The sequence below is a fragment of the Mycobacterium sp. 141 genome (assembly GCF_000382405.1).
GTDB lineage: Bacteria > Actinomycetota > Actinomycetes > Mycobacteriales > Mycobacteriaceae > Mycobacterium.
The window spans coordinates 310,588-334,698 of sequence record NZ_KB908257.1; the positions used below are offsets into that span (position 1 = coordinate 310,588).

The 24,111-nt window shown below is 67.4% G+C and carries 28 protein-coding genes and 1 riboswitch; of the genes, 11 read left to right on the forward strand and 17 right to left on the reverse strand.

Going from position 1 to position 24,111, the window contains the following annotated elements; translation table 11 throughout:
* Positions 1–14: 14 nt before the first annotated feature.
* Both H276_RS0106745 and H276_RS0106750 read right to left on the reverse strand, forming a co-directional pair.
* Complete coding sequence (locus tag H276_RS0106745; protein WP_019970541.1) at positions 15–440, reverse strand: pyridoxamine 5'-phosphate oxidase family protein; 426 nt, start codon at positions 438–440, stop codon at positions 15–17.
* 289 nt (positions 441–729) lie between these two features.
* The gene (locus H276_RS0106750) at positions 730–1,743 is read right to left on the reverse strand and encodes an alcohol dehydrogenase catalytic domain-containing protein (RefSeq protein ID WP_019970542.1); all 1,014 of its coding nucleotides are present in this window, start codon (positions 1,741–1,743) and stop codon (positions 730–732) included.
* Between the two features lie 46 nt (positions 1,744–1,789).
* Here H276_RS0106750 and H276_RS0106755 point away from each other — a divergent pair, with 46 nt between their 5' ends.
* Positions 1,790–3,091 (forward strand): TrpB-like pyridoxal phosphate-dependent enzyme, encoded by a 1,302-nt coding sequence (locus tag H276_RS0106755; protein ID WP_026356666.1) that lies wholly within the window; start codon positions 1,790–1,792, stop codon positions 3,089–3,091.
* An 88-nt stretch (positions 3,092–3,179) separates the two neighbouring features.
* Positions 3,180–3,527 carry a cupin domain-containing protein gene (locus H276_RS0106760; RefSeq protein WP_019970544.1) on the forward strand — a complete coding sequence of 116 codons (348 nt, stop codon included), beginning with the start codon at positions 3,180–3,182 and terminating at the stop codon, positions 3,525–3,527.
* Between the two features lie 71 nt (positions 3,528–3,598).
* Here H276_RS0106760 and H276_RS0106765 read toward each other — a convergent pair whose 3' ends face one another.
* The 7 genes from H276_RS0106765 to H276_RS0106800 form a co-directional block, all read right to left on the reverse strand.
* Positions 3,599–4,444: a metal ABC transporter permease gene (locus H276_RS0106765; RefSeq protein WP_019970545.1), complete on the reverse strand. Its 846-nt coding sequence runs from the start codon at positions 4,442–4,444 to the stop codon at positions 3,599–3,601.
* Complete coding sequence (locus tag H276_RS0106770; RefSeq protein ID WP_051111391.1) at positions 4,441–5,292, reverse strand: metal ABC transporter ATP-binding protein; 852 nt, start codon at positions 5,290–5,292, stop codon at positions 4,441–4,443. The genes H276_RS0106765 and H276_RS0106770 overlap by 4 nt, the downstream gene beginning before the upstream one ends.
* A 12-nt stretch (positions 5,293–5,304) precedes the next feature.
* Positions 5,305–6,276 carry a metal ABC transporter solute-binding protein, Zn/Mn family gene (locus H276_RS0106775; protein WP_155942978.1) on the reverse strand — a complete coding sequence of 324 codons (972 nt, stop codon included), beginning with the start codon at positions 6,274–6,276 and terminating at the stop codon, positions 5,305–5,307.
* Positions 6,277–6,386: 110 nt separating this feature from the next.
* On the reverse strand, positions 6,387–6,806 hold the full coding sequence (locus H276_RS0106785; RefSeq protein ID WP_019970549.1) for a Fur family transcriptional regulator: 420 nt from the start codon (positions 6,804–6,806) through the stop codon (positions 6,387–6,389).
* Between the two features lie 139 nt (positions 6,807–6,945).
* Positions 6,946–8,595, reverse strand: a complete 1,650-nt coding sequence (locus H276_RS0106790; protein WP_019970550.1) for a DNA repair helicase XPB — start codon at positions 8,593–8,595, stop codon at positions 6,946–6,948.
* A gap of 63 nt (positions 8,596–8,658) precedes the next feature.
* The gene (locus H276_RS0106795) at positions 8,659–10,107 is read right to left on the reverse strand and encodes an alpha/beta hydrolase (RefSeq protein WP_369758416.1); all 1,449 of its coding nucleotides are present in this window, start codon (positions 10,105–10,107) and stop codon (positions 8,659–8,661) included.
* Positions 10,108–10,277: 170 nt separating this feature from the next.
* Complete coding sequence (locus H276_RS0106800) at positions 10,278–12,569, reverse strand: helicase-associated domain-containing protein (protein WP_036460700.1); 2,292 nt, start codon at positions 12,567–12,569, stop codon at positions 10,278–10,280.
* Between the two features lie 103 nt (positions 12,570–12,672).
* Between H276_RS0106800 and H276_RS0106805 the strand changes: the two genes are divergently transcribed.
* Genes H276_RS0106805 through H276_RS0106820 form a run of 4 tightly spaced genes read left to right on the forward strand, consistent with a single transcriptional unit; the run spans position 12,673 to position 14,317 of the window.
* Positions 12,673–12,870 (forward strand): hypothetical protein, encoded by a 198-nt coding sequence (locus H276_RS0106805; protein WP_019970553.1) that lies wholly within the window; start codon positions 12,673–12,675, stop codon positions 12,868–12,870.
* 2 nt (positions 12,871–12,872) lie between these two features.
* Positions 12,873–13,352 (forward strand): cyclic pyranopterin monophosphate synthase MoaC, encoded by a 480-nt coding sequence (gene moaC / locus H276_RS0106810; RefSeq protein ID WP_019970554.1) that lies wholly within the window; start codon positions 12,873–12,875, stop codon positions 13,350–13,352.
* On the forward strand, positions 13,325–13,828 hold the full coding sequence (locus tag H276_RS0106815; protein WP_155942979.1) for a molybdenum cofactor biosynthesis protein B: 504 nt from the start codon (positions 13,325–13,327) through the stop codon (positions 13,826–13,828). The genes moaC and H276_RS0106815 overlap by 28 nt, the downstream gene beginning before the upstream one ends.
* A 60-nt stretch (positions 13,829–13,888) precedes the next feature.
* A complete protein-coding gene (locus H276_RS0106820; RefSeq protein WP_019970556.1) occupies positions 13,889–14,317 on the forward strand; it encodes a molybdenum cofactor biosynthesis protein MoaE in 429 nt (142 codons plus the stop codon).
* A gap of 6 nt (positions 14,318–14,323) precedes the next feature.
* Here the strand turns inward: H276_RS0106820 and H276_RS0106825 are convergent, their stop codons facing one another.
* From H276_RS0106825 to H276_RS0106840, 4 genes are all read right to left on the reverse strand, one after another.
* Complete coding sequence (locus H276_RS0106825; protein WP_019970557.1) at positions 14,324–15,163, reverse strand: transglycosylase family protein; 840 nt, start codon at positions 15,161–15,163, stop codon at positions 14,324–14,326.
* Positions 15,164–15,170: 7 nt separating this feature from the next.
* Positions 15,171–15,383: riboswitch (cyclic di-AMP (ydaO/yuaA leader) on the reverse strand.
* A gap of 220 nt (positions 15,384–15,603) precedes the next feature.
* Positions 15,604–15,864, reverse strand: a complete 261-nt coding sequence (locus H276_RS0106830) for a MoaD/ThiS family protein (RefSeq protein ID WP_019970558.1) — start codon at positions 15,862–15,864, stop codon at positions 15,604–15,606.
* A gap of 2 nt (positions 15,865–15,866) precedes the next feature.
* Positions 15,867–16,943, reverse strand: a complete 1,077-nt coding sequence (gene moaA, locus H276_RS0106835) for a GTP 3',8-cyclase MoaA (RefSeq protein WP_019970559.1) — start codon at positions 16,941–16,943, stop codon at positions 15,867–15,869.
* Complete coding sequence (locus tag H276_RS0106840) at positions 16,940–17,332, reverse strand: YccF domain-containing protein (RefSeq protein WP_019970560.1); 393 nt, start codon at positions 17,330–17,332, stop codon at positions 16,940–16,942. Before H276_RS0106840 ends, moaA begins: the two co-directional genes overlap by 4 nt.
* A gap of 300 nt (positions 17,333–17,632) precedes the next feature.
* On the opposite strand from H276_RS0106840, the gene H276_RS0106845 reads away from it, so the two are divergent.
* Both H276_RS0106845 and H276_RS0106850 read left to right on the forward strand, forming a co-directional pair.
* Positions 17,633–18,043, forward strand: a complete 411-nt coding sequence (locus H276_RS0106845; protein ID WP_018602056.1) for a cold-shock protein — start codon at positions 17,633–17,635, stop codon at positions 18,041–18,043.
* A gap of 27 nt (positions 18,044–18,070) precedes the next feature.
* Positions 18,071–19,096: a glutathione S-transferase family protein gene (locus H276_RS0106850; protein WP_019970561.1), complete on the forward strand. Its 1,026-nt coding sequence runs from the start codon at positions 18,071–18,073 to the stop codon at positions 19,094–19,096.
* Between the two features lie 37 nt (positions 19,097–19,133).
* Here H276_RS0106850 and H276_RS0106855 read toward each other — a convergent pair whose 3' ends face one another.
* Both H276_RS0106855 and H276_RS0106860 read right to left on the reverse strand, forming a co-directional pair.
* Positions 19,134–19,640: a DUF2771 domain-containing protein gene (locus H276_RS0106855; protein ID WP_019970562.1), complete on the reverse strand. Its 507-nt coding sequence runs from the start codon at positions 19,638–19,640 to the stop codon at positions 19,134–19,136.
* A complete protein-coding gene (locus H276_RS0106860; RefSeq protein WP_019970563.1) occupies positions 19,637–21,226 on the reverse strand; it encodes an MFS transporter in 1,590 nt (529 codons plus the stop codon). Before H276_RS0106860 ends, H276_RS0106855 begins: the two co-directional genes overlap by 4 nt.
* 151 nt (positions 21,227–21,377) lie before the next feature.
* Between H276_RS0106860 and H276_RS0106865 the strand changes: the two genes are divergently transcribed.
* Positions 21,378–22,196 carry a DUF3027 domain-containing protein gene (locus H276_RS0106865; RefSeq protein ID WP_026356669.1) on the forward strand — a complete coding sequence of 273 codons (819 nt, stop codon included), beginning with the start codon at positions 21,378–21,380 and terminating at the stop codon, positions 22,194–22,196.
* On the opposite strand, the gene H276_RS0106870 is transcribed toward H276_RS0106865, so the two are convergent.
* Together H276_RS0106870 and H276_RS0106875 are read right to left on the reverse strand one after the other, a co-directional pair.
* Entirely contained in the window at positions 22,193–22,645 is a 453-nt protein-coding gene (locus tag H276_RS0106870) for an SRPBCC family protein (protein ID WP_019970565.1), read from the reverse strand. The two genes, H276_RS0106865 and H276_RS0106870, sit on opposite strands and share 4 nt — an antisense overlap.
* A gap of 8 nt (positions 22,646–22,653) precedes the next feature.
* Positions 22,654–22,899 (reverse strand): DUF2530 domain-containing protein, encoded by a 246-nt coding sequence (locus tag H276_RS0106875; RefSeq protein ID WP_019970566.1) that lies wholly within the window; start codon positions 22,897–22,899, stop codon positions 22,654–22,656.
* Between the two features lie 57 nt (positions 22,900–22,956).
* Between H276_RS0106875 and H276_RS0106880 the strand changes: the two genes are divergently transcribed.
* Entirely contained in the window at positions 22,957–23,784 is an 828-nt protein-coding gene (locus H276_RS0106880) for an RNA methyltransferase (protein ID WP_019970567.1), read from the forward strand.
* Positions 23,785–23,793: 9 nt separating this feature from the next.
* On the forward strand, positions 23,794–24,066 hold the full coding sequence (locus H276_RS0106885) for a DUF2537 domain-containing protein (RefSeq protein WP_019970568.1): 273 nt from the start codon (positions 23,794–23,796) through the stop codon (positions 24,064–24,066).
* The last annotated feature ends 45 nt before the right edge of the window (positions 24,067–24,111 follow it).

A 24,111-nucleotide genomic window follows, 5' to 3' on the forward strand; every position in this document is an offset into this window, starting at 1 on the left:
AGGTGGGGGTGGCGTCACAGCCGTCCGAGGTCGGCCGACAGCCAGTGCTCGGGCTTCAGGTGTATCACGACGCTCTCACCGTGCTCGCGACGGGCGTATTCCAGATACCGTTCGACGTTTTCCGGCGCCAGGTAGCGCTTGGCCAACTCGACGAGCTGTTCGTCGGTACCGGGCTCGATACGGCTCACCGCACCGTCGACGGCGACATAGCGCACCGTCGGCTCAACTCGCTCGACCATCAGCGACAGATGCCCCGCAGCCTCGATGAGCCGGTGCTTGCGCGACCCTGAGCCAGTCAGCAGCCAGGGCTCACCGCCGGGCGCGTACTGGTACCAGATCGGCACCGTCAGTGGGCCGCGCTTGTCGCCGGCGTACACAGACAGGGCGGCAATGTGCGGCTCGGTCAGAAACTGTTCACGTTCGTCTTTCGAAAGGGCCATCTTCAGAGCCTAGATCAACATTTGGGAAATGCTGCCACGCAGCGGCATTCGTCAGAAACGCGCTTCGGAGTGGTCATCCCACAAGGCCAGTGACTCGACCTGGCGAGCATTCCCACCGAACAACATTGGCCGCCGGTGCCCACCGACGAGGCCACCCATGACGCGTGGTCGCTGACGGCGGTGTATCTCGCGAAGGGTGCCGCAGACGCAGAAACCATTGCAGGGCAACGCTATTCCATTTTGGATCGTAGGCAGTGGCGAGAAGGTGACGTTGCACCTCATATCGGTCTCAAATCGTGAGCACACCGCGGTAGCGGGCTCGTCCCTCCGCCATTGCGGCATATGCGCTCGCGGCGTCTTCGAGCGGGCATTCCTGCACCTGCGCACGGATGTTGTTGAGCACCGCGAAGTGCATGGTGTCCGCGATCTGCGACGCGGTGCCCGACGGGTGTCCGATGACACTGAGCGCCGGGGTGATGAGTTGAACGGGGCTGATCGGCAGGGGATCACCAGACACCCCGATCACGATCAACTCGCCGCCCGGCGCCAGGCCGCCGACCGTCTGGCCGATCGCATCCGAATTCGCGGCGGTGGCCAGCACGACGGTGACCCCGCCGAGCCGCTGCAGCGCCTCGCTGACATCGCCGGCGGTGGAGTCGATGTAGTGGTGCGCACCGAAACGCTCGGCATCGGCAGCCTTGTCCGCACCCCGGGCGATCGCGACAGTCTCGAACCCCATGGCGCGCGAGAACTGGATTCCGAGGTGCCCCAGCCCGCCCACCCCCAGGACGGCAACCCGGTCCCCGGCGCCGGCCGAGCTGGTCCGCAGCGCCTGGAAGGTGGTGACCCCCGCACATCCCAGCGGTGCCGCCTCGGTGAACGAGAGCCCAGCGGGGATCCGGGCGAGCGCGGTGGCCGGCACGGTCACCGACTGGGCGTAGCCGCCCGGATAGTGCCAGCTGGGGACCTGCCCTTCCAGACAGTGCATGAACTGGCCCCTGCGGCACTGTGCACAGTGGTTGCAGTTGCCGCCGAACCAGCCGACGGCGACCCGATCGCCGACGCCGAATTCCTCGACCTCGCTACCCAATTCGGCGATGGTGCCGGCGATCTCGTGGCCCGGCGTCAGCGGCCACGTCAAGAACGGGAACGAGCCGTTGACGAACTCCCGGTCGGTACCGCACACACCGCAGGCCCGCACGTCGATGCGTACGTGACCGGGCGGCGGGGACGTGGTCTCGACATCGGCCAATCGCAGCGGAGCCCCTGCGGTATCGACGTGGACTGCGCGGTGCGTGACCATGGTGCGTCTCCTGTCGTCGGACGTTGCGATGGCTACAGTGTCCGCCATGACGCTGCCCGCCGACGCCACCCATCCTGATCTGGTCCCGGTCGCGGTACCGACGCATTGGTACAACCTGGCCGCTGAGCTGGACCGACCGATTCCGCCGCACCTGCATCCGGGTACCAGGGAACCGATCGGGCCCGACGACCTGGCCGCACTCTTTCCGAGCGGATTGATCGCCCAGGAAGTGTCCACCGAGGCGTACATCGAGATCCCCGAGCCGGTGCGGGAGATCTACTCGATGTGGCGACCGTCACCCCTGATCCGCGCCCGGCGGTTCGAGGTCGCGCTGAACACCGGTGCCCACATCTACGTCAAGTACGAGGGTGTCAGCCCGGTCGGCAGCCACAAGACCAATTCGGCTGTGGCGCAGGCCTACTACAACAGCATCGACGGGGTCCGGAAGCTCACCACCGAGACCGGTGCCGGTCAGTGGGGAAGTGCGCTCGCCTTCGCCGGTGCGCAGTTCGGCATCGAGATCGAGGTGTGGCAGGTCCGCGCGTCCTACGAATCGAAGCCGTACCGCGGTCACCTGATCCGGACCTACGGAGGGACGGTGCACTCAAGCCCGTCGAACCTCACCGAGTCGGGGCGGGCGATCCTCGCCGCAAACCCGAACACCACCGGCAGTCTCGGGATGGCGGTGAGCGAGGCGGTCGAGGTCGCGGCGGGCGATCCTGACACCCGCTACGCGCTCGGCAGCGTGCTCAACCACGTCGTGCTCCATCAGAGCGTCATCGGGCAGGAGGCCGTGGCCCAGCTCGCCGCCGTGGAGCCGAACGGTCCGGACATCGTATTCGGTTGTGCCGGTGGAGGTTCCAACCTGGCGGGCCTGGCATTCCCGTTCCTGCGCGAGAAGATCCATGGGCGGTCGAATTTACGCGTCGTGGCCGCCGAACCGATCGCGTGCCCGTCGATCACCCAAGGCGAGTACCGCTACGATCACGGCGACGTCGCAGGCCTGACCCCATTGCTCAAGATGCATACGCTCGGCATGGATTTCGTGCCCGACCCGATCCACGCGGGTGGCCTCCGTTACCACGGCATGGCGCCCGCGCTCAGTCACACCGTCGAACTCGGGTTGGTCGACGGCATCGCCATCAGGCAGCACGATGCGTTCGCCGCCGGTGTCGCGTTCGCCCGGGCCCAAGGCATCGTGCCTGCACCCGAGTCGACACATGCGATCGCGGCCGCAGCCGCCCACGTGGCCGATGATCCGACCGAGCAGGTGGTGGTGATCGGCCTGTCGGGTCACGGCCAGCTCGACCTGCCGGCCTATGCGGAGTTCCTCGACGGGAAGTTCTGACCCTGACCGCGCGGTCCGGCAGGTCACGATTTCGGCGTTAACGGGGGGACCGTCGGAATCCGTCGGACCCGAGTGGCACGATCCGGTTATGGAGAAGATCTCGCTCATCGCGCTCGCCCGTCAGCAGCTGACTGCGGCTCGTTCGGCAAACAGCGGCCGCAGCGCACACACCGTGTACGGCGGGCATGAGCACGCATTGCGCCAGACGCTCATCGCGCTCACCGGGGGCAGTTCTTTGGATGAGCATGAAAGCCCAGGTGAGGCCACCTTGCAGGTGATCGAGGGCAGGGTGTCGTTGGCGAGTGCCGAGGCGAGCTGGGAAGGGTCGCCAGGTGATCACATTGTTGTTCCGCGCAGCAGGCACAGCCTGCACGCGCTCGAGGACTCCGTCGTGCTGCTGACGGTCGTCAAGACGTCCGGCCTCCGCGCGGGCTGACCAAGTTCGCCGAGCAGACGCGAAAGTCCCCGACGCGCCGAGGTTTCCGGGAGGTTCGTGTCTGCTCGCGGTTAAACGTGAGATGCGGCGGGCTGGCGAGTGGAGCGACGTCGTTTGATGGCGGTGGTCAGGCGGGCCAGCGCGTAGAGGGCGAAGCTGATGGTGGTGATGAAGACGCTGGCCTTGACGTCGGGGTGAACCAGTCCGAGCACGAGACCGCCGTCGGCGGCGATGAGCGCGAAAGCTACCGAGATGGCGATCACCAGCGGTGTGCGGGCGGAGAGCCGGGCCGCGGCCGCTGCCGGGGTGATCGCCAGGCTCATCACCAACAAGGTGCCGACGATCTGAGCAGCCTCGGTGACGGTCAGCGCCAGGATGTAGACGAAGAGCAGCCCGACGAGACGGGTGGGCACACCGCGCGCCAAGGCCAGTTCGGGATCGACCGAGGCGAACAGCAGCGGCCGGTAGATCAGCAGCATGGCGATGAGGACGGCGACCGCGATGACGATGAGCAGGGTGATCTGACCGGGGCTGACGCCGAAGATCTGGCCGAACAGGATATTGGTCGCCGCCGTCGCGAAGCCCTTGTAGAGGGAAAGCAGATAGACCCCGATGCCGAGGCCGAACGCGAGGATGACGCCGATGGCAGAGTTGCGCTCTCGGGGTCGGTCACCGAGCAGGCCGATGGCGGTGGCCACCACGATCGACCCGAGAAGCGCACCCAGAACAGGGTCGTTGGCGGCGACCAGGCCGGCTGCGGCGCCGGTGAACGCCAGCTCGGCCGAAGCGTGCACGGCGAACGCCAGATCGCGCATGACGACGAACGGCCCGATGAGACCGGTGGTGACAGCCACCAGGGTGGCCGCGATGAGCGCGTTCTGGACGAACGTCTCACTCAGATACTCCGACAGCGTCACCGGTGGACCACTCCCGCGTCGTCGACCGGCTCGAGATGCGCATCGTCGGGCCGCACGCTGTTGGGCGCGCCCACGATGACGATGCGGCCCTGCACCCGCAGGACGTCGACGCGGGTCCGATACAACTCGGACAACGTTTCGCTGGTGAGTACGTCATCGGGAGTGCCGATCGCCCAGCGCTGCCCGACCAGGTAGAGCACCCGGTCGGTGACCGGCAGGATCGGGTTGATCTCGTGGGTGACGAATACCACGGCGGTGCTCGCCTCGCGACGGCGCTGATCCAAGGCGGTGACGACGTCTTGCTGGTGTTTGAGGTCCAGTGAGAGCAGCGGTTCGTCGCACAACAGCAGTGCTGGATCGCCGATCAGCGCTTGGGCGATGCGCAGGCGTTGCTGTTCGCCGCCCGAGCACTGCCCGATCGGGGCGCCGGCGAATCTGGCGGCGCCGACCGCGTCGACCGCCCGGGCTATTCGGCGGCGGCGCCCGGCGCTGGGCAAACCGATACCCCACCGGTGTCCGTCGAGTCCGAGCCCGACCAGATCGCCCCCGCGAACCGGAAGGTCGCGGTCAAATCCCTTCTGCTGCGGGATATAGCCGATGACGTTGCTGCCGCGTCGTGGCACGGCCCCGCACACCAGCACCCGCCCCGAGGACAGCGTGGACAGTCCGAGCAATACCCGGATCAGTGATGTCTTGCCGCTGCCGTTGGGGCCCAGGACGGCCAGGAACTCTCCGGGGGCCACGCTGAGGTCCAGGTGTTGCCAGAGCCGACGAGCACCGTAGGACAACCCGGCGTCACACAGCTCCACGGTGGGCCCGGCGGCGTGATTGTCCACAACGGTGCTCATCGGCCCTGCTGCCTAATGCGCCAGGGCGTTCGTGATCTCGTTGATCTGCCGCAGCTGCCAGGTCTGGAAGTCCTTGTCGGTGGGCGGCAGTGTTTCGGTCACGCCGACGATGGGGATGCCGCTCTGCTGGGCCAGGGATTTGACCGCGTCTGTGGCCGGGCTGGTGACCTGGCCGTTGTAGAGCAGGACCTTGATGGCCTTGGTCTTCATGTCATTGTCCATCGCCTGGTTGTCCGCCGGGCTGGGGTCGTTGCCGTCTTCGATGGACTGCGCGAACGACGCCGGGGTGGCCAGCTTGAGCCCGGCGGCATCGACGAGATAGCCGGGGACACGTTCGGTGTAGCCGACCGGGGCGTCCGGATACTTGGTCTTGATGTTGGCGATCGCGTCGTTGATCGGGGTCAGGCTGTCGTTGAAGGTCTTGGCATTGGCGGTGAACATGGCCGCATCGGTGGGATCCAGGGCGCCGAGCTGGCCGGCGATGGCGTTGGCGACGTCGGGCACCTTGGCGGTGTCGTACCAGATGTGCGGGTTGGCGTCGTCTCCGGAAATGCCCATCACCTCGGCGGCGGTGATGACCTTGCGGTTCGGGTTGGGTGAGGCGCTGAAGAGTTTGTCCATGAAGTCGTCGTAGCCCAGACCGTTGTCGACGACCAGTTGCGCCTTGCTCACCGCGGCCGCGGTGTTCGCGTCGGACTCGTACTGGTGGGGGTCGGCGTTGGGGTCGCTGATGATCGAGGTGACGGCCACGTGATCGCCGCCGATCTGCTTGGCGATGTCTCCCCAGAAGTTCTCCGCGGCCACCACCGCGATGGGTGCGGCTGCCGGTGGTGCCGCCGAACTGCTCGCCGAGGATCCCGAAGCCGCCGATGACGTCCCTGAGGAGTTCGACGAATTCTGCGATCCGCAGGCCGTCATGCCCAGCGTGGTGAGTGCCGCCAGGGCGGCGACGGTGCTCAGCACGCGGTGGGTTCCGATCGTCACGGTGTCCTCCAGTCAGGGTTGATCGAGTAATCGAATATGATTGTCATTACCTATACCAGGGTGGGGGCGGCCGCACCAGTGGCGCCTGGTCGACGTGTGCTGAAGGCCCCTCAGGCGCGGTCGGCGGAATGACATCGGGGGCATGTGCCGTAGAGGTCGACACGGTGCGTGACCTCGGTGAAGTGGTGTTGCCGCACCAGATCGGCGGCCACTTCTTCCAGCGCCGTCGGCGAGAACGGGACCGCGCGGCCGCACTGGCGGCACAGCAGGTAGTGCCGGTGTTCGGTGCCTGTGCGCAAGCGGTAGAGCGCTTCGCCGTCTTCGGCAGATTGTGTTTCGACGACACCTTCGGCGGCCAGGCTGTGCAGGATCCGGTAGACGCTGGTCAGTGCGATCCGTTGAGGCTGGCGTCGGTGCAGCTGGAGGAACAGGTGCTGGGCGCTGCGGAAGGTGTCGGCGCTTCCCAGCGCGTCCAGGACGGCCTGCTTGTTGGCCGTACGCCGCTGCCGCGGCGGGAACGCCGCTGTCACGGCGCGCTGCTTGCCGCGAGCGGCGTCGCCGTGCGCTGCGCAGGTTCGGCGAAGCCAGTCATAGAAAAATGATAATCATTTTCGCTAAGGCGGCTGTCCGAACTCGCGTGCGGCGGTCGAGTCGTGACGCCGGCGGGCGTCAGATCGTCGGCCCCAGCAGATCGTCGGCGTCTTTGATGATGTACCCGTAGCCCTGCTCGGCGAGGAACCGCTGTCGGTGCGCGGCGTACTCTGCGTCCAAAGAATCGCGGGAAACCACGGAGTAGAACACCGCACCACCGCCGTCGGCCTTCGGCCGCAGCAACCGGCCCAGCCGCTGCGCCTCCTCCTGGCGCGAGCCGAAGGTTCCCGAAACCTGAACGGCCACAGACGCTTCCGGCAGATCGATGGAGAAGTTCGCCACCTTGCTCACCACCAGGGTGGCGATCTCACCGCGGCGGAACGCGTCGAACAACGCCTCACGTTCGGAGTTCTTCGTCGACCCCTGGATCACCGGCGCATCGAGCTCCTGCCCGAGTTCCTCCAGCTGGTCGAGGTACGCGCCGATGACCAGTGTCTGTTCGCCGGAGTGACGTTCCAGGATCGAGCGCACCACCGCGATCTTGGTGTGTGCAGTGGAGCACAGTTTGTAGCGTTCGTCGGGCTCGGCGGTCGCGTAGATCATCCGCTCGTTGTCGGTCATCGTCACCCGGACCTCGATGCACTCGGCGGGGGCGATCCAGCCCTGGGCTTCGATGTCCTTCCACGGCGCGTCGTAGCGCTTGGGCCCGATCAGCGAGAACACGTCGCCCTCCCGGCCATCCTCGCGGATCAGCGTTGCGGTCAATCCCAAACGGCGCCGGGACTGCAGGTCAGCGGTCATCCGGAACACCGGGGCCGGCAACAGGTGAACCTCGTCGTAGATGATCAGACCCCAGTCGCGGCTGTCGAAGATCTCCAGGTTCTTGTACTCACCCTTGCTGCGCCGCGTGATCACCTGGTAGGTCGCGATGGTGACCGGGCGGATCTCCTTCTTTTCCCCGGAATATTCGCCTATCTCGTCCTCGGTCAGCGTGGTGCGGGCGACCAGCTCCCGCTTCCACTGCCGGCCCGCCACGGTGTTGGTGACCAGGATCAGCGTCGTCGCGCCGGCCTTGGCCATCGCCGCGGCACCGACCAGCGTCTTCCCCGCGCCACACGGCAGCACCACCACGCCCGATCCGCCGGCCCAGAACGAGTCGGTGGCCATCTCCTGGTAGTCGCGCAGTTCCCAGCCGTCCTGCTTCAGTGCGATCGGGTGCGCCTCGCCGTCGACATAGCCAGCCAGGTCCTCGGCGGGCCAGCCGATCTTGAGCAGCATCTGCTTGACCCGGCCGCGTTCACTGGCGTGCACGATCACGGTGTCGTCGTCGATGCGGGAACCCAGCATGGGCGCGATCTTCTTGTTGCGCAGCACCTCCTCGAGCACCGCGCGGTCGAGGCTCACCAGGGTCAACCCGTGCGCCGGATGCTTGACCAGCTGCAGCCGCCCGTAGCGGGACATGGTGTCGACGATGTCGACCAGCAGCGGCTGGGGGACGGCGTAGCGGGAAAACGAGACCAGCGCGTCGACCACCTGCTCGGCGTCGTGGCCGGCAGCGCGGGCGTTCCACAACGCCAGCGGCGTGATGCGGTAGGTGTGTACGTGTTCGGGCGCGCGTTCCAATTCGGCGAACGGGGCGATGGCTGCGCGTGCCGCACCGGCCTGGGCATGGTCGATCTCCAACAGCACCGTCTTGTCGGACTGCACGATCAGCGGGCCGTCAGTCATGCGCGGCTCCTCGCTTGCAAGTCATTCTGACCATTATTCCGAACGCGCCGACAACCCCGGAGCTCAGTGGTGCGCGGCCTGCAACGGGGTCCCTGTCGGCGCCGATCCCGTGACCGCCCCGGGCAGCGGCACCTTGGCGACGCCCGGCGTGCCGATCTGGCCGGCCAGCCACGGCAGTGAGGCCTTGAACACGTCCATCGCAAATGGCCAGTCGTGCTTGCCGGGGCTGGCGACAACAGCGCAGGTGATGCCGTTGTCCCGACCTAACCTGCACAGCGAATTGGCGGCATCGGTCTGATCACCCGGATTGCCCGCGGCGTCCTGCCCGCCCAGGCCGACCGCGTCGGGATTGCCCCATCCGCCCTTCCGTTGCTGCGGCGCGTCCGAGGAGATCGCGAACCAGCCCGAAACACCTTGGTACGGCCCGTGCTTGTCGATCACGGTCGTGGGGTCGTAGATCGGCCACTGTGAGGCGTCGCCGCCGTAGACCCTGGCGATGGTCTGATCTTTGGTGCCCGCATTAGGTCCCATGTCCCCGGCGATGTCGACGAAGGAGCTGAACAGTTCGGGATGCATCACGGTCAGGTCCACCGCGCAGGTACCGCCCATCGACCAGCCCACGACGCCCCAACCGGCCTTCTGCACATCGAACGTGCCGGTGAGATACGGCGGCACGTCCTTGATGAGGTGATCCGCCACGTTGCCGCGCGGACCGTTGACGCATTCGGTGTCGTTGTTGAAGGAACCGCCGACGTCGACGAACACGAATACCGGGGCGTTGCCGCCGTGCGCGGCGGCGAAGTTGTCGATCGTGGCGATCGCGTTGCCCGTGCGCGGCCAGTCGGACGGGGTGTTGAATTCACCGGCGATCATCGTCACGACCGGAAACTTCGGCGCATTGGCGGCGAACCAGGCCGGCGGCAGATACACCAACTCGGTGCGGTGTTTGAATCCCGACGCGTCAGCAGGAATGTCCACCGGAACGAGTGCCCCGTGCTCAGGTGCACCTTTACCCCGCATGCTCTGGACAGTCGCGAGGTCGGTTTCGTCGGGCAACGGCCCGGCCGTCAATTCGTTCCAAGCCGCCGGGACCGTCGGGAAGTAGCCGACCCAGAGGTTCAGGGCCAGCCCCGCGCTCAACAGGCACAGCGGCACCGCGACCACGGACAGCCCTCGGCGCCACCAGTGGTTGCCGCGCCAGCCGAACACCGCGACCGCGATCGCCAGACCCGTCAGACCCACCCAAATCCACAGCGAGTCCGGTGCGGGATCGCCGGCCAGCCCCTCCGTATCGATGTACCAGTGGGTCCACCCGGCCAGGATGAGGCCGATCACGATCGCCGCCGGCAGCCAGATCAGCCGCCACCGTCGGGTTCGCCACCCGATCGCCAGCACCAACACGATGGCGGCCACTGCCCATACCGTCGGCGGCAGCCAGCCGTGCAGTAGCGACACGCCGCGTCTCGCCGGAGCCTGAACAGCCTCGCTCAACAGGGTTGTCACGAGAGACATGGTCGTGAACGGTTCTGTGGATGAGCTGTGCCGAGGCTGTTCGCCGGGTTAGACGGTGGCCAGTAGGTCTAGCCACACCCGTCACAGCGGTACCTGGACGTCTCTGGCAGGCAGTGTGCCTCGGGAGCCGCGACACGCCGAGAGCTGCGGAACGCCGCCAGACGAGTTGTCTAGTCGCCGTCGGCTGATACCACCGAGGTGACGCGGTGAATCGCGAACTCCCGCACCCGCCCCGCGGCGGGATCGTAGGCGGTGAGCTGGCCGCCACGGACGTTGATCGGCGCCACCACCCGCTGGGTGGCCACGCCGGCCGGGTCCACATAACCGATCACGACCGAGGTTTGGGCGATTGCGGCGTCTTGCAGCTGGGTGATGGCCATCGCCGGATCCAGCCGAACATTCGCGAATGGTCCGCTGGACACCTTGCGCAGCACCGCGATGATCGCCGAAAGCGTCTGTGCGGTCGGAGGTGTCGCGGGCCGGTACACCCGACGCCGGGTCGGGATGGCGACGCGGGCGCCGCGCGCCCCGATGTCGACGATGCTGCCCGACGAGTCCTCGGCGGCTGGGGCGAAGCCGGCCTCCCGCAGCCCGACCAGCACATCGGCGATCGGGGCCTGCGACACCGCGACCGTCGGGGCCAGCAGCCGCAGCTCGAGGCGTTCGGCGACGGCCGAGGTGACCGCCTGCGCCAGCAGAGCGGCATCCTCGCATCGCACGAACGACGATGCAATGCCGACCCGCAGCTGCCCGTGCCGACGTGCGACGTCGTCGATGAGGTACGTCAAGCCTTGTGGCACCGGGGTTTTGGAGTGTTTCTCGAACAGGGTGTGCAGCTCGCTCGCGGTGCGTCCGGAGTCCAGCGCGTGCCGCACCGAGGCTTCGCTGATGCGGTACACCATGGCCGCGCCTGCCGATTCGACGGTGGCCACCACGGCCAACTGCTCGGCCAGCTCGCGTTCCAACGGCCCCGGCACGATCACCGTGAGATCGGCCTGCAGCAGAAAATGGTCGAGCGGCTTGGGCAGCACCTTGGCCATCGTCGCCACAACGTCCTCGGGCGGACCGTCGGCCAGCAGGCCGCGGCCCGGCGTGCTGACCGCGCCGCGGCCCGCCAGGCCCACCGCGTGTGCCTCGTCCAGCAGGTTCGCGACGGTGCTCGGCTGCAGACGTGCCGACCAGCGAGGTCGATGCCAGATCATCGCCCGCGAAGCCTCGGCCGCATCGACACCAGACCCCGGAGGAAGTTCGGCCAGCACCGTCAGTAGCAGCCGGCGATCCAGTGGGGCGGCCGTGGAGAACAGTGAATCTGACAGTGCTGCAAAGGGTTTGCCGTCGGGTCCGCGGGTACCGATGAGCGCCGGGCGGGCCTGCAAGTCGAGCCAGGTCGAGGCGATCAGCTGCCAGCGCGCGGCCGTCGGCGACTCCGCGAAACGGTCGGCGGCCACTGTGGGCGCCCAATACGGTCCTGTGTCGTCGCCCGGATCAGGGTCGGGCATGCCGACGGCGATCAGCCCGGCTGTCGCGGCCAGTTCCAGGATGAGGCCCAGCCGCGGCTCGTCGATCCCCGTCGTCTTGGCCAGCCGTCTGACGTCGCGCACCCCGAGCCCGCCGTTGCGCAGCTCGACAACCGGTGTGGCGCCCAGGGTTTCGACCAATAGTTCGATCTCGCGCAACAGATCGAGCGCGGCACCCGCGGCGACGGCGTCCACTTCGGCGGTCGTCGTGACTGTTGCGTTGAGCGTGGGCACCGCCAATTCCACGGGTCCCGGGACCTCGCCGCGCAGCGACTGGCCCACCAGTCGGGGCAGGATCACGGTTTCGTCGTCGACCCGGCGCAGCAGTCCGGCCTCCAGAAGCCGCGGTACCGGCCGGTCCGGCGGAGTTCCGGCGGCCGCATCGCGGGTGCGGCCGATCGGCGAGCCATCCACCAACCGGGCCAGCAGATCAGCCTGAGCATCGTCGAGATCGGCCAGCTGTGCGGCGATCTCGTCAGCGCTGCGGTCGGACGACTCCAGCACGGCCTGGCCCGGGTACCACGGCAGCGATCCGGCAGTCTCCGGGGCCACCCGCACCTCATCGGTTCCCCACACCACGACCCGCTCACGCAGATTGTCCAGCGCGGTGGCGACTGCGTCGGCGTCGGCCCGCTCGCCCAGCAGCTTGTTGAGTTCGGCGACCGTGACGGCGTAGGTGTCGGCATGCAACACCAGCAACGCGTCCAGCACCGCCAGGTGCAGGAAGTCCAGTCCGTCGGTGGCGGCCTTGACCGACTGTCGCGACAAGGCCCGCGCAGCCAGCGCCGACAGACTGGCCGGCGGCGGTTGGGTCAAGTCCGGCCGCAATTGCAGAACCCGCAGAAGTCCCTCGTCAGGGAGATCGGCCAGCCAGGAGCCGAGTGGGATCCCGGCGGTCGCCCGGGTCGCGGCGCTCGTGTCCTCCGAAGGAGTCTTCGCGGTCATTTCCTGACCAGCGTAAAGCAGCCCGCTCAGGATATTCCCGGCCGCTGCGCTCTCGCCCACCCGTGCCATGTCGGTCTCGCCACCGGATGCCTGGCCTGCCACAATGTGGGGCGTGGCTGACAACAACAAGAAACAGTACGTCGACAACGGCTGGCCGGTCCTCAGTGACGGCGACGATCACGCCGTCAGCGAACTGGCAACCGACCGTACCGGAGCACTGTCTCCGTTCGGTGACGTGATCTTCCCTGTACCGGCGGACACCCTGCCGTTCATCCAGTCGGTCACCGTCGTCAACCGGTAACGGTGGGGCTGTCGCACCTCGACGACTCCGGGGCGGCGCACATGGTCGACGTCACCACCAAGGACGTCACCAGGCGCACCGCCGTTGCCGCGGGCACTGTGCTGACCGGCGCCGAGGTGGTCGCATTGATCGCCTCGGGAGGGTTGCCCAAGGGTGACGCGCTGGCCACGGCACGCGTTGCCGGCATCATGGCCGCCAAGCGGACCTCCGATCTGATTCCGCTGTGTCATCAGTTGGCACTCACCGGTGTCGACGTCGATTTCGACATCGGGACCGACCGCGTGGACATCACCGCAACCGTGCGCAGCACCGATCGCACGGGCGTCGAGATGGAAGCGCTGACCGCCGTCAGCGTGGCTGCGCTGACGCTCTACGACATGATCAAGGCCGTCGATCCGGCGGCTCGTCTCGACCAGATCCGGGTGCTGCGCAAAGAGGGCGGTAAAACGGGTCTATGGACTCCAGACACTCCACCGGCATAACCCGTTCGGCCCGGGTGGTCATCGCGTCGACGCGCGCATCGGCCGGCATCTACGACGATCGCACCGGTCCCATGATCGTCGGTTGGCTGTCACACCGTGGTTATGACGTGACCGAACAAGTGGTGGTTCCCGATGGCGCCGCCGTCGGCGCAGCGCTGCGGTCCGCGTTGGCCGAACACGTTGACCTGATCATCACTTCTGGCGGCACCGGCATCTCGCCCACCGACCGCACTCCGGAAGCCACCATGGCGGTGCTGGATTGTCAGGTGCCCGGCCTGGCCGACGCCATCCGGCGCTCGGGAGGCCACAAGGTGCCCACGTCGGTGCTGTCGCGCGGCGTCTGCGGTGTGGCCGGGCGCACGCTGATCGTGAACCTGCCCGGCTCGACGGGTGGGGTGAAGGACGGCCTGGGCGTGCTCGACCACGTACTGGAGCATGCGTTGGATCAGCTGAGCGGCCGGGACCACGACCGATGAGCGCTTGCGCGAAGAGGAAACAACTGCGATGAGCGCTTGCGCGAAGAGGAGACAACTGCGATGAGCGCTGTCGTCGTCCGGGTGGAACTCACCGAGGACCCCATCGCTCTGCCGGAATACGAAGCGCTGGTGGCTCACGAGGCCGCAGGCGCCGTCGTGGGGTTCTCGGGCGTGGTTCGCGACCATGACGGCGGCCGGTCGGTGTTGCGGCTGGAGTACTCCGCCCATCCGACCGCCCTGCAGACGCTGGAGGCGGTTGCCGCCGAGATCGCCGCGGAAAGTGTTGGAGTCCGGGCTATTGCGGTGAGTCACCGCATCGGAACCCTGAACATAGGAGACGCCGCCCTGGTGGCCGCTGTGGCAGCGGACCATCGCAGAGCGGCGTTCGAAACCTGTGCCCGCCTTGTGGACACCGTCAAGGAACGGCTACCGGTGTGGAAACACCAGCACTTCGCTGACGGCACCGACGAGTGGGTCAACTCCGCCTGAGCGGACTCAGCCGATGATGACGTTGCCGTGCAGGCCTTGCTTCTCGATGGCCTGCTGGACCTGCTCCACGTAGGAGACGGACTGGGCCTCCACGGGAGCGGGCGCTTCGGGGGCCGGAGCGGGCGGCGGCACGTCGGCCGGTGCCGGAGCATCGGGGGCCGGAGCATCCGGTGCCGGCGGGAGATCCTGCGGTGCCGGGGGCAGATCCTGCGGTGCCGGGGGGAGATCCTGCGGTGCCGGGGGCAGATCCTGCGGTGCCGGGGGCAGATCCTGCGGTGCCGGGGGCAGATCCTGCGGTGCCGGGGGCAGATCCTGCGGTGCCGGCGGCAGATCCTGCGGTGCTGGCGGCGGGGCGTCAGGTGCCGGGGCCGCGGCAGCATCGAACGCTGCAGCCTCGACGGTAGGTGCGTCGGGTGCGGGGGCGTCGACGGCCGGGTTGTCCAGCGGCTGCGGCTGGTTCACCACGTTGCGCGGGGTCGCACCGGACAGCCCGTGGCCGCACACGGGCCAAGCGCCCTTGCCCTGGCTGGCCAGAACGCGCTCGGCAACAGCGATCTGCTGTTCCTTGGTGGCCATGTTTGCGGCCGGGGCGTACTGGCCACCGCCGTGGCCCGACCAGGTGCTCGGCGAGAACTGCAGCCCGCCCTGGTAGCCGTTTCCGGTGTTGATGGCCCAGTTGCCGCCCGATTCGCAGCGGGCCACGGTGTCCCATTCGCCGTCGGTCGCGGCCGTCGCCTGGCTTGCCAGTGCGAGGCTGCCGCCGGCAAGCGCGGCACCGGCCACGGCAATCTTGGCGACGTTCTTGGCTGATGAACCCGTGGTGGGCTTACGATGCCGTCCACTCATGAGCGTGAGATCCTCTCGTATGCGCCCACGAGGTCAGCTGTCGGGTTCGGGCTGGAGAGGTAGCCCGGCCGTCGACGTCGAAACGACGACAGCTTCACCCCAAGGGGCCGCAAGCGGCTCCGGGTCCTTGTAGCTCGGTGGACCGGTGGGTCCCCCGCCTCCATCCAGTTGTTCGTCGTTGACCACCCGCCCGATGGATGGAGCTCGGCGCAATCGGGGATGGCAGGTCATCCGGTTGAGGGTCGGTTGATGACTTGGGAGTGAACGGTAACGGTTCGTCGCAAGCAAGTCATCTTTTGTCGGGTCGGGCGTTTTTCGGCCCGGCAAAAATTAAAAAAATATTAAAGGCGCAGGTTGCTGATGCGTTTCCCCAGGTCGCGGCGTTGGTAACGCGACTCGTAGCCAGCTTGTGACCATTTTGTTATGTGACGTAAATCACGTTAGCCGCCGGCAAATGGTGGTAACACGTCAAGCGTCCGCGGCGCTGTGACGGCGGCCGTCTTGTCGTGCACTGCGACGCCGTCGCACAGGTAGGAGCACCGTTTCAGCACTCGCGCGAGTTCATCGTTGCCGTCGCCGAGCCGCGCGACCAGTTCCTCGATCGTCGTTCCCGATTCGAGACCTAACGTTTCGGTCTCGACGCCCGCAGCGGCGGCTGCAGCGGCGAAATACCGGACCGTCACGTCGACCGTCGCAGCCATGGTTACCCCCCGATCGCGCTCATGGGACGCGTCGGTTGCACAAAGCTTGGGTCGTTGATGCCGTGCCCGGCAGGCTTGGCCCACATGGCTGCGCGCCACGCGGCATCGACCGCAGCGTCGTCCGCTCCGGTACGCAGCAGGCCGCGCAGATCGGTCTCCTCGGTGGAGAACAGGCAGCTGCGAATCTGGCCGTCGGCGGTCAGCCGGGTGCGATCGCAGGCCGAGCAGAACGCGTGCGACACCGAGGCGATGACACCGACCGTGCCGCCCGGATGCGTGCCATCCGGCTCGACCTGCCACAGTTCGGCGGGCGCCGAGCCCCGCGGGCGGGGATCGGGGTGCAACGCGAAGTGCTGATGCAAGGTCTGCAGGATCCGGTCGGCGTCGATCACCTGGTCGCGCTTCCAGGTGTGCCCGGCGTCCAGCGGCATCTGTTCGATGATGCGTAGCTGGTAGCCATGTTCGAGGCAATACCGCAGCAGGCCTACCGCGTCGTCGAGCCCGGTCACCGGATCGAGCACCGCGTTGACCTTCACCGGCTCGAGCCCGGCGGCCTTTGCGGCGGCCAGGCCGGCCAAGACGTCGCCCAGTCGGTCGCGCCGGGTGATCCGGGCGAAATGTGCGGCATCGACGCTGTCGAGCGAGACGTTGATGCGGTCCAGCCCGGCTTGGCGTAACCCGGCGGCACGGCGCTGCAGCCCGATGCCGTTGGTGGTCAGGGTGATCTCCGGGCGGGGTGTCAGCGCGGCGGCCGCGGCCACCGCGTCTTCGAGGTGCCGAGACACCAGGGGCTCACCGCCGGTGAAGCGGATGCTGGTGACGCCCAGTCGCGTCACCGCGATGCGCAGGAGGCGGGCCAGTTCGTCGGCGGTCAACAGGGCCTGGCCGGGAAGCCAGTCCAGGCCCTCGGCGGGCATGCAATACGTGCAGCGCAGATTGCACCGGTCGGTGAGCGAGACGCGAAGGTCCGTCGCGACCCGGCCATAGCTGTCGATGAGCGGGCCACTTGTCGGGCGCGGATCGACGGCGGCTTTCCCGCGCGAGTGCACGGCGGGCAGTCCGAGTGCGGTGATGGTCATACCGGGGCCTTGGCCGAGCCCACCGGGACGATCTCCTTGCCCAGCGGCATGAGGGACACCGGGATCAGCTTGAGGTTGGCCAGCGCCAGCGGGATGCCGATGATGGTGATCGCCATGGCGACCGCGGTGACCAGGTGGCCGATGGCCAGCCAGATACCGCACAACAGGATCCAGATGATGTTGCCGATCAGCGCGCCGGGCCGGGTGCCCGGTTTGTCGACGATGGTGCGGCCGAACGGCCACAGCGCGTAGGAGGCGATGCGCAGCGAGGCGAACCCGAACGGGATGGTGACGATCAGGATGAAGCAGATCAGCGCCGCCAGCAGGTATCCCAGCGCCAGGTACAGGCCGCCGAAGACCAACCAGATGATGTTCAGTATCACTCGCATATGGGGCGCATTTTCTCCTCGAGCGGTAGTCCAAGCCTACCGAGTAACGGCGATGAGGGACGTAACGCGGTGATAGGTCGGCGGACGTGAGGAGCAATTAGGTCACGGCGGACGTGAGGAGCAATTAGGTCACGGCGGACGTGAGGAGCAATTAGGTCACAGCGGACGTGAGGAGCACTAGGTCGCGCACGTGAGAGCAATTAGGGCCCGAGTAGGATCTGCACATCGCGTTCCGGCGCAATCCGGGACGCGAAATTTGTATGTCTGTGTAGAGCTACCAACGACGAGCAGGTGAGTCCAGTGCCGACCGGCAGGGTTAAGTGGTACGACGCCGAAAAGGGCTTCGGGTTTTTGTCCCAGGAGGACGGCGAGGACGTCTACGTCCGGTCTTCGGCGTTGCCTTCGGGTGTCGAGGCGCTCAAGGCCGGCCAGCGCGTCGAGTTCGGGGTGGCCGCAGGCCGTCGTGGTCCGCAGGCATTGAGCCTCAAGCTGATTGATCCGCCACCGAGCCTGAGCAAGACTCGCCGCGAGGCGGAGCGTCCCGAGCACAAGCACACCCCCGACGAGCTGCACGGCATGGTCTCGGACATGATCACGCTGCTGGAGGACACCGTGCAGCCGGAGCTGCGCAAGGGCCGCTACCCCGACCGCAAGGTCGCCCGGCGCGTGTCCGAGGTGGTCAAGGCCGTCGCACGGGAACTCGACGCCTGACGCGTTGCGGCGGGGGAGACTGAAGCCATGGCTCAGGGCTCCTACGTCGCCGACAAGTCTTCGTCCGGAGGCGAATTCAACCGCGATACCAACTACATCACCACCCGGATCACGTGCACGGGCCTCGACGGCTATCCCGTCGAGGCCGGCCGGTACCGATTGGTGGTGGCGCGGGCGTGTCCGTGGGCCAACCGGGCGATCATCGTGCGCCGGCTACTGGGGCTGGAGGACGCCCTGTCCATCGGCTTCTGCGGACCGACGCACGATGCGCGCAGCTGGACCTTCGATCTCGATCCCGGGGGCCTCGACCCGGTGTTGAAAATTCCGCGGCTGCAGGACGCCTACTTCGCGCGTGATCCCGACTACTCCAAGGGTATTACGGTTCCCGCCGTCGTCGACGTGCCGACGGGTGCGGTGGTGACGAACGACTTCGCTCAGATGACGCTGGACTTCTCGACCGAGTGGACCGAATTCCACCGCGAGGGTGCTCCGCAGCTGTACCCCGAACCGTTGCGAGACGAGATCGACACCGTGTCCAGGCGCATCTACACCGAGGTCAACAACGGTGTGTACCGGTGCGGTTTCGCCGGCTCACAAGAGGCGTACGACGCCGCCTACGACCGGCTGTTCACCGCGCTCGACTGGCTCTCGGAGCGGTTGGCGACGCAGCGATATCTCGTGGGCGACACCATCACCGAGGCCGACGTGCGACTGTTCACCACGCTGGCCCGGTTCGACCCGGTGTATCACGGCCACTTCAAGTGCAATCGGTCCAAGCTCACGGAGCTTCCGGTGCTGTGGGCCTATGCCCGTGACCTGTTCCAGACCCCGGGTTTCGGCGACACCATCGACTTCGTCCAGATCAAGCAGCACTACTACATGGTGCATGCCGACATCAATCCGACCCGGATTGTGCCGAAGGGGCCGGAGCTGTCCAACTGGCTTACCCCGCACGGCCGGGAATCGCTGGGCGGCAGGCCCTTTGGTGACGGCACGCCGCCGGGGCCGACGCGTGAATCCGAGCGGGTCCCGCGCACGCGAGGAGCAATTTAAGACCCGCGCACGCGAGGAGCAATTTAAGACCCGCGGGTCACGGCGCCGGCTGAGCCTTGTCGGGCCAGTTCGTGCGCACCGACCATTCGGCGTGGGGCAGGTCGAACACCTCGCCGTTCTGATCCTGCACGAGGGTGAGCAGCTGCACGGCAATGCCGGTCAACCGGCCGCGTTGCGGGTCGACCGTCGGAATCGTCACGGCCAGAGTGGTATCCGGCCGGTAGATCGACAACGTGGTGTCGATCGGGTTCTCGTAGACCCGCAGCAGCCGCCACGGCGCGCGGGCGATCGACGAGGGCACCGACAGCTGCACTGGGTGTTCTTTGCTGACCCGCAGCTCGCCCTGGCTGCCCAACTGCGAGCAGTCGTTCAGGTTGAGCACGGGGCAGTACCGGAACGGCCCGACCCGGGTCAGGTGACCGTTGGTGTAGGCACTGATCTTCGGCAGCTCGTCGTGTCCGCGGCTGAGCCGCCATACCGCCACGGCCGTACCTGCCGTCGCGAGCACGACGATCACCGCCAGGATGGTGAGAAAACGCTTCATCTCGGCGTATCCGTCGTGCTGGCCATCGCGGGGCCTCCGCCTTCTTGTCGGGCCAGCACCGGACGGTTACCGCCGAGGCCGGGGATCAATGACTCGCCGCGGTAGCTCACGATGGTCTGCGCCAGGCCGAGTATCAGCACGGCGGTGATGGTAGTGAAGCCGACTGTCAGGTCCGTGTAGATCAGCACGCCCGTCGCGCCGCCGGCCACCCAGGCCAGCTGTAGTACCGACTCTGAGCGGCCGAACGCCGAGGCGCGCGACTCCTCGGGCAGATCGTCTTGCAGCGACGCGTCCAGCGACGCCTTGGCGATCGCACTGGCAGCGGAGGTCACCAGTGTGGCACCCGCCGCGACCAGCAGGTTTCCGGTCAGCGCGGTGGCCAGCGCGACGGCGGTGACGGCGACGGCCGCACGCACGACCAGTTGGGCAGGGCGGCCCAGTTTGAGTTGGGCCGCCGCGATGTTGCCGGCGAAGTTGCCGATGCCTGCTGCGGCCCCGATCAGACCGAGCATCAGCAGCTGCTGCCAGCCGGTCGCGTCGTGCGATTTGGCCACGAACGCGGGGTACAGAAAAAGGAAACCGACCATCACCTTGATCGTGCAGTTGCCCCACAGTGCGGTGATGGTGTTGCGGCCCATGGGCTGACTCGCGGTCTTGGTCTTGCGGGGACGTTTCAGCTCGCCCGGGCCGCCTGCCGAATCACCGTGGTAACTCAGCGTCGTCGGCACCTCGCCTTCGGTGACCTCGACCCACTTGGGGATCCGCATCGACAGCACCGCGCCGGCCGCCGAGACAGCGGCGACGACGTAGAGCGCACCGGGCAGATGCACCACCCGGAGCCCGTACTCGGCGCCCGCGGCGATGGCGCCGCCGACCACGGTGCCGCCCAGCAGACCGAAGGTCGTCAGCCGGGAGTTGACGCGGACCAGGTCGATGGTCGGCGGCAGCACGCGGGGTGTGACGGCGCTGCGCAGCACCGAGAACGATTTGGAGAGCACCATCATCCCCAGTGCACACGGGTAGAGCACCCACGACGGGTAGCTACCCGAATCGCCGTCGTAGTTGGCGATGAGCACCACGATCAGCGCGGTGCGCAGCGCGAACGACGCGGCCAGCGCTACCCGGCGGCCGTGCTGCAACCGATCGAGGGCGGGTCCGATCAGCGGTGCTATCACGGCGAAGGGGGCAATGGTGATCAACAGGTACAACGCCACCTTGCTCTTGGATTCACCGCTGGCGGCGGCGAAGAACAGGGTGTTGGCCAAGGCGACGGCCATGGCGGCGTCGACGGCGAAGTTGGCCACCACCGGCCAGGTCAGCGCGGTCAGCCCGGACTTGTCGGCGCCGTCGGCGGTGGCCGCACGATGCACGAAACCGTACATTCGTGAACCCATCTCGCGGCTGCGCGCGGCTGCCGCACGAGTCACGGTCACCTTCTCGGCGGTGGCCGATCCGACGCCTGACTGTGGGTCGGAGCGATAGGTGTCGGTGGGCTCCTCGTCCAGCGGCGGCAACCAGCGGTTGGAGCTCGGTCCCGACGGCCGGTGGCGACGACGCGGCGTCTCGTCGCTCGGGTAGTTGGCCATGCCGGGATGTTCCGCGCCACGATCGGCTGGCGGCCGCGGCGGGTAGTAAGTCACCTCTCGATTCTTGCCTATCAGGGCCCAGCGGGGCGCATCGGCGACCGGTGTGGCTTTCGACCGAACCGGTCAGGCACTATGGATGGCGATGGAAAGCATGACCGAGCCCGTCGAGCAGGCCGAGACTTCCGAGCAGGCCGTGGTATCCGAGCAGCCGCCCCAAGCCGTACCGGACACCGGCGCCGCGTCGACGCCGGGCCTCGAGGCGTTGCTGATGGGTGCCGTGGAACAGGCACGTGCGGCGCTGGCGGAGTTCAGCGGTGCCGAGACGGTCGGCGAGTATCTCGGCGCCACGTTCGAGGACCCCAGTTCGGCGACCCATCGTTTCCTGGCCAACCTGACCGGCTACCGCGGCTGGCAGTGGGCGGTCGTGGTGGCGGCCTATCCGGGCGCAGACCACACCACCATCAGTGAGCTGGTCTTGGTGCCGGGCCCGACGGCGCTTCTCGCGCCGCAGTGGGTGCCTTGGCAGGACCGCGTCCGGCCGGGCGATCTGGGACCGGGCGACCTGCTGGCACCGCCGCTGGAAGATCCGCGGCTGACACCCGGCTTCATGGCCTCCGGCGACCCGCTGATTGACGACACCGCGGTAGAGCTGGGGCTCGGCCGCCGCCGGCTACTCAGCCCCTTGGGGCGGGCCGAAGCCGCGCAACGCTGGCACGACGGTGAGTACGGCCCGGGTTCGGCGATGGCCCGCGCGACCCGTCGGGTCTGTCGCGACTGCGGCTTCTACCTTCCGCTCGGTGGTGCCCTGGGCGTGATGTTCGGAGTGTGTGCCAACGAACTGTCCGCTGACGGCCACGTCGTCGAGGCCGGCTTCGGCTGCGGGGCCCATTCGGACACCCCGCAACCTCCGGGAACCGGTTCCCCGCTGTACGAGCCATACGACGACGGAGTGCTCGACTTCGCCGACTAATGTTCGGCGGCCGCCTTGATGCGGGCCAGTGACGCGTTCATGCCATCGACGAGTTCGCTCTCGAAGCTCGGAACTCCGCCCATGAAGGCGTTGATCAGCGCGTTGGAGATCGCCGCCACGCCGTTCTCGGCATGGCGGCTCTCGATGAGCCGGGTGCCCGATTCGATGGGCTGCAGTTCGTAGGACCAGACCGTGTTGTTGGCGTCGACCTTGAAGGCCAGCTTCTGCTGCGGGACGACCTCGGTGATGGTGCTGGTTGTGGGCCAGTAGGTGAACTTGCGTTTGTTCAGGTTGAAGGTGCGGGCACCGGGACGCAGCGGCCCGCGCAGTTTCATCAACCGGCATTGCGGGCTCCACTGTGGCATCCGACCCAGATCGGAGATGAGCCTCCACACGGTGTCAACCGGTGCATCGATGTCGATCTGGGCTTGTAGCAGTGGCGCAGCCATGGTTCTCCTCAGGTCAGTCCACGTTGGGCACCGCGCGCACCGCGACGCACGGCGTGACGTTGCCACAGGAAAATCGAGGTACCGAGGACACCGATCGCGAGGCCCGCCAGCGACAGTGGTCGCCAACTGTGCAGAGCCGGCAGCGTGAACGCCAGGACCGTCGCGATCAGCCACCCCGTCGCGATCACCACGATCACCGGCCACGGCTCCAGGAGCGAGGCAGGCAATGGCGGCGGTTGCGGCTCGTCGGTCATCGCTGACCAACGTACTCGAATGCTGGATGCGCCGATCCCGGCACTACTATTCGCCGCGTGAGCGTGCTGCAGGTCATCGATATCGAGGATTCGGCCGACCCACGTATCGACGATTTCCGCGATCTCAACAGCGCGGATCGTCGGCCGGATCTGCCCAGCGGCAAGGGCTTGGTGATCGCCGAGGGCGTGCTGGTGGTGCAACGCATGCTGGCCTCGCGGTTCGTCCCGCGCGCATTGCTCGGCACCGATCGGCGGCTGGGCGAACTGGCCGAGGACCTCACCGGTGCGTCGGTCCCGTTCTACCGGGCCGGCGCAGAGGTGATGGCCGACGCGGTCGGCTTCCATCTCAACCGCGGCGTGCTGGCGTCGGCGTCACGGCCGCCGGAATTGACAGTGGCCCAAGTGATCTCCGGCGCCCGCACCGTGGTGGTGCTCGAGGGCGTCAACGACCACGAGAACCTGGGGTCGATCTTCCGCAATGCCGCCGGGTTGGCCGTAGATGCGGTGGTGTTCGGAGCCGGATGTGCCGATCCGCTCTATCGTCGCGCGGTGCGGGTGTCGATGGGGCACGCGCTGCTGGTGCCGTTCGCCCGTGCGCAATCCTGGCCGGCTGATCTGAAGCTATTGCAGAACAACGGTTTCCGCGTGCTTGCCATGACTCCGGATGCGGCTGCGGCGACACTGCCGGAGGTGATGCCGGACCTGCAGACCGAGCGGGTGGCGATACTGGTCGGCGCCGAGGGGCCGGGGTTGACCGAGCACACCATGCGGGCCAGCGATGCGCGGGTCCGGATCCCCATGGCGCGCGGCACCGATTCGCTCAATGTGGCCACCGCGGCGGCTTTGGCGTTCTATGAGCGGGCCCGACTGCTGGGACCCACGTAGATTGAAACGGTGACCGACGATTCGACGCCCTGGGGAACCGGGCTGACCGTGGCCGGTTTCGTGGCCGCGGTGCTTGCGGCGGCCATCGTGGTTCTCGGCCTGGGCCTGACCCGGGTGCATCCCCTGCTGGCGATCGGCCTGAACATGGTGGCGGTCGGTGGTCTCGCGCCGACGGTGTGGGGTTGGCGGCACCGGCCGGTGTGGCGCTGGTTCGTCCTCGGGGCAGGAGCGGGGGTGGCCATCGGCTGGGTAGTGCTGTTGGCCACAGTGCTGTCGCAATAGAGGCTGCCGCGCGCACTTTGTCGGCCACAGGGGCCGCAGCATCGG

What these genes read in the sequence shown, in the direction of transcription:
- H276_RS0106745 (WP_019970541.1), bottom strand. Translation starts at nt 440, where the DNA reads ATGGCCCTTTCGAAAGACGAACGTGAACAGTTTCTGACCGAGCCGCAC.
- H276_RS0106750 (WP_019970542.1), bottom strand. Translation starts at nt 1,743, where the DNA reads ATGGTCACGCACCGCGCAGTCCACGTCGATACCGCAGGGGCTCCGCTG.
- H276_RS0106755 (WP_026356666.1), top strand. Translation starts at nt 1,790, where the DNA reads ATGACGCTGCCCGCCGACGCCACCCATCCTGATCTGGTCCCGGTCGCG.
- H276_RS0106760 (WP_019970544.1), top strand. Translation starts at nt 3,180, where the DNA reads ATGGAGAAGATCTCGCTCATCGCGCTCGCCCGTCAGCAGCTGACTGCG.
- H276_RS0106770 (WP_051111391.1), bottom strand. Translation starts at nt 5,292, where the DNA reads ATGAGCACCGTTGTGGACAATCACGCCGCCGGGCCCACCGTGGAGCTG.
- H276_RS0106790 (WP_019970550.1), bottom strand. Translation starts at nt 8,595, where the DNA reads ATGACTGACGGCCCGCTGATCGTGCAGTCCGACAAGACGGTGCTGTTG.
- H276_RS0106795 (WP_369758416.1), bottom strand. Translation starts at nt 10,107, where the DNA reads ATGTCTCTCGTGACAACCCTGTTGAGCGAGGCTGTTCAGGCTCCGGCG.
- H276_RS0106800 (WP_036460700.1), bottom strand. Translation starts at nt 12,569, where the DNA reads ATGACCGCGAAGACTCCTTCGGAGGACACGAGCGCCGCGACCCGGGCG.
- H276_RS0106805 (WP_019970553.1), top strand. Translation starts at nt 12,673, where the DNA reads ATGTGGGGCGTGGCTGACAACAACAAGAAACAGTACGTCGACAACGGC.
- H276_RS0106815 (WP_155942979.1), top strand. Translation starts at nt 13,325, where the DNA reads ATGGACTCCAGACACTCCACCGGCATAACCCGTTCGGCCCGGGTGGTC.
- H276_RS0106820 (WP_019970556.1), top strand. Translation starts at nt 13,889, where the DNA reads ATGAGCGCTGTCGTCGTCCGGGTGGAACTCACCGAGGACCCCATCGCT.
- H276_RS0106825 (WP_019970557.1), bottom strand. Translation starts at nt 15,163, where the DNA reads ATGAGTGGACGGCATCGTAAGCCCACCACGGGTTCATCAGCCAAGAAC.
- H276_RS0106830 (WP_019970558.1), bottom strand. Translation starts at nt 15,864, where the DNA reads ATGGCTGCGACGGTCGACGTGACGGTCCGGTATTTCGCCGCTGCAGCC.
- moaA (WP_019970559.1), bottom strand. Translation starts at nt 16,943, where the DNA reads ATGACCATCACCGCACTCGGACTGCCCGCCGTGCACTCGCGCGGGAAA.
- H276_RS0106840 (WP_019970560.1), bottom strand. Translation starts at nt 17,332, where the DNA reads ATGCGAGTGATACTGAACATCATCTGGTTGGTCTTCGGCGGCCTGTAC.
- H276_RS0106850 (WP_019970561.1), top strand. Translation starts at nt 18,071, where the DNA reads ATGGCTCAGGGCTCCTACGTCGCCGACAAGTCTTCGTCCGGAGGCGAA.
- H276_RS0106855 (WP_019970562.1), bottom strand. Translation starts at nt 19,640, where the DNA reads ATGAAGCGTTTTCTCACCATCCTGGCGGTGATCGTCGTGCTCGCGACG.
- H276_RS0106860 (WP_019970563.1), bottom strand. Translation starts at nt 21,226, where the DNA reads ATGGCCAACTACCCGAGCGACGAGACGCCGCGTCGTCGCCACCGGCCG.
- H276_RS0106865 (WP_026356669.1), top strand. Translation starts at nt 21,378, where the DNA reads ATGACCGAGCCCGTCGAGCAGGCCGAGACTTCCGAGCAGGCCGTGGTA.
- H276_RS0106870 (WP_019970565.1), bottom strand. Translation starts at nt 22,645, where the DNA reads ATGGCTGCGCCACTGCTACAAGCCCAGATCGACATCGATGCACCGGTT.
- H276_RS0106875 (WP_019970566.1), bottom strand. Translation starts at nt 22,899, where the DNA reads ATGACCGACGAGCCGCAACCGCCGCCATTGCCTGCCTCGCTCCTGGAG.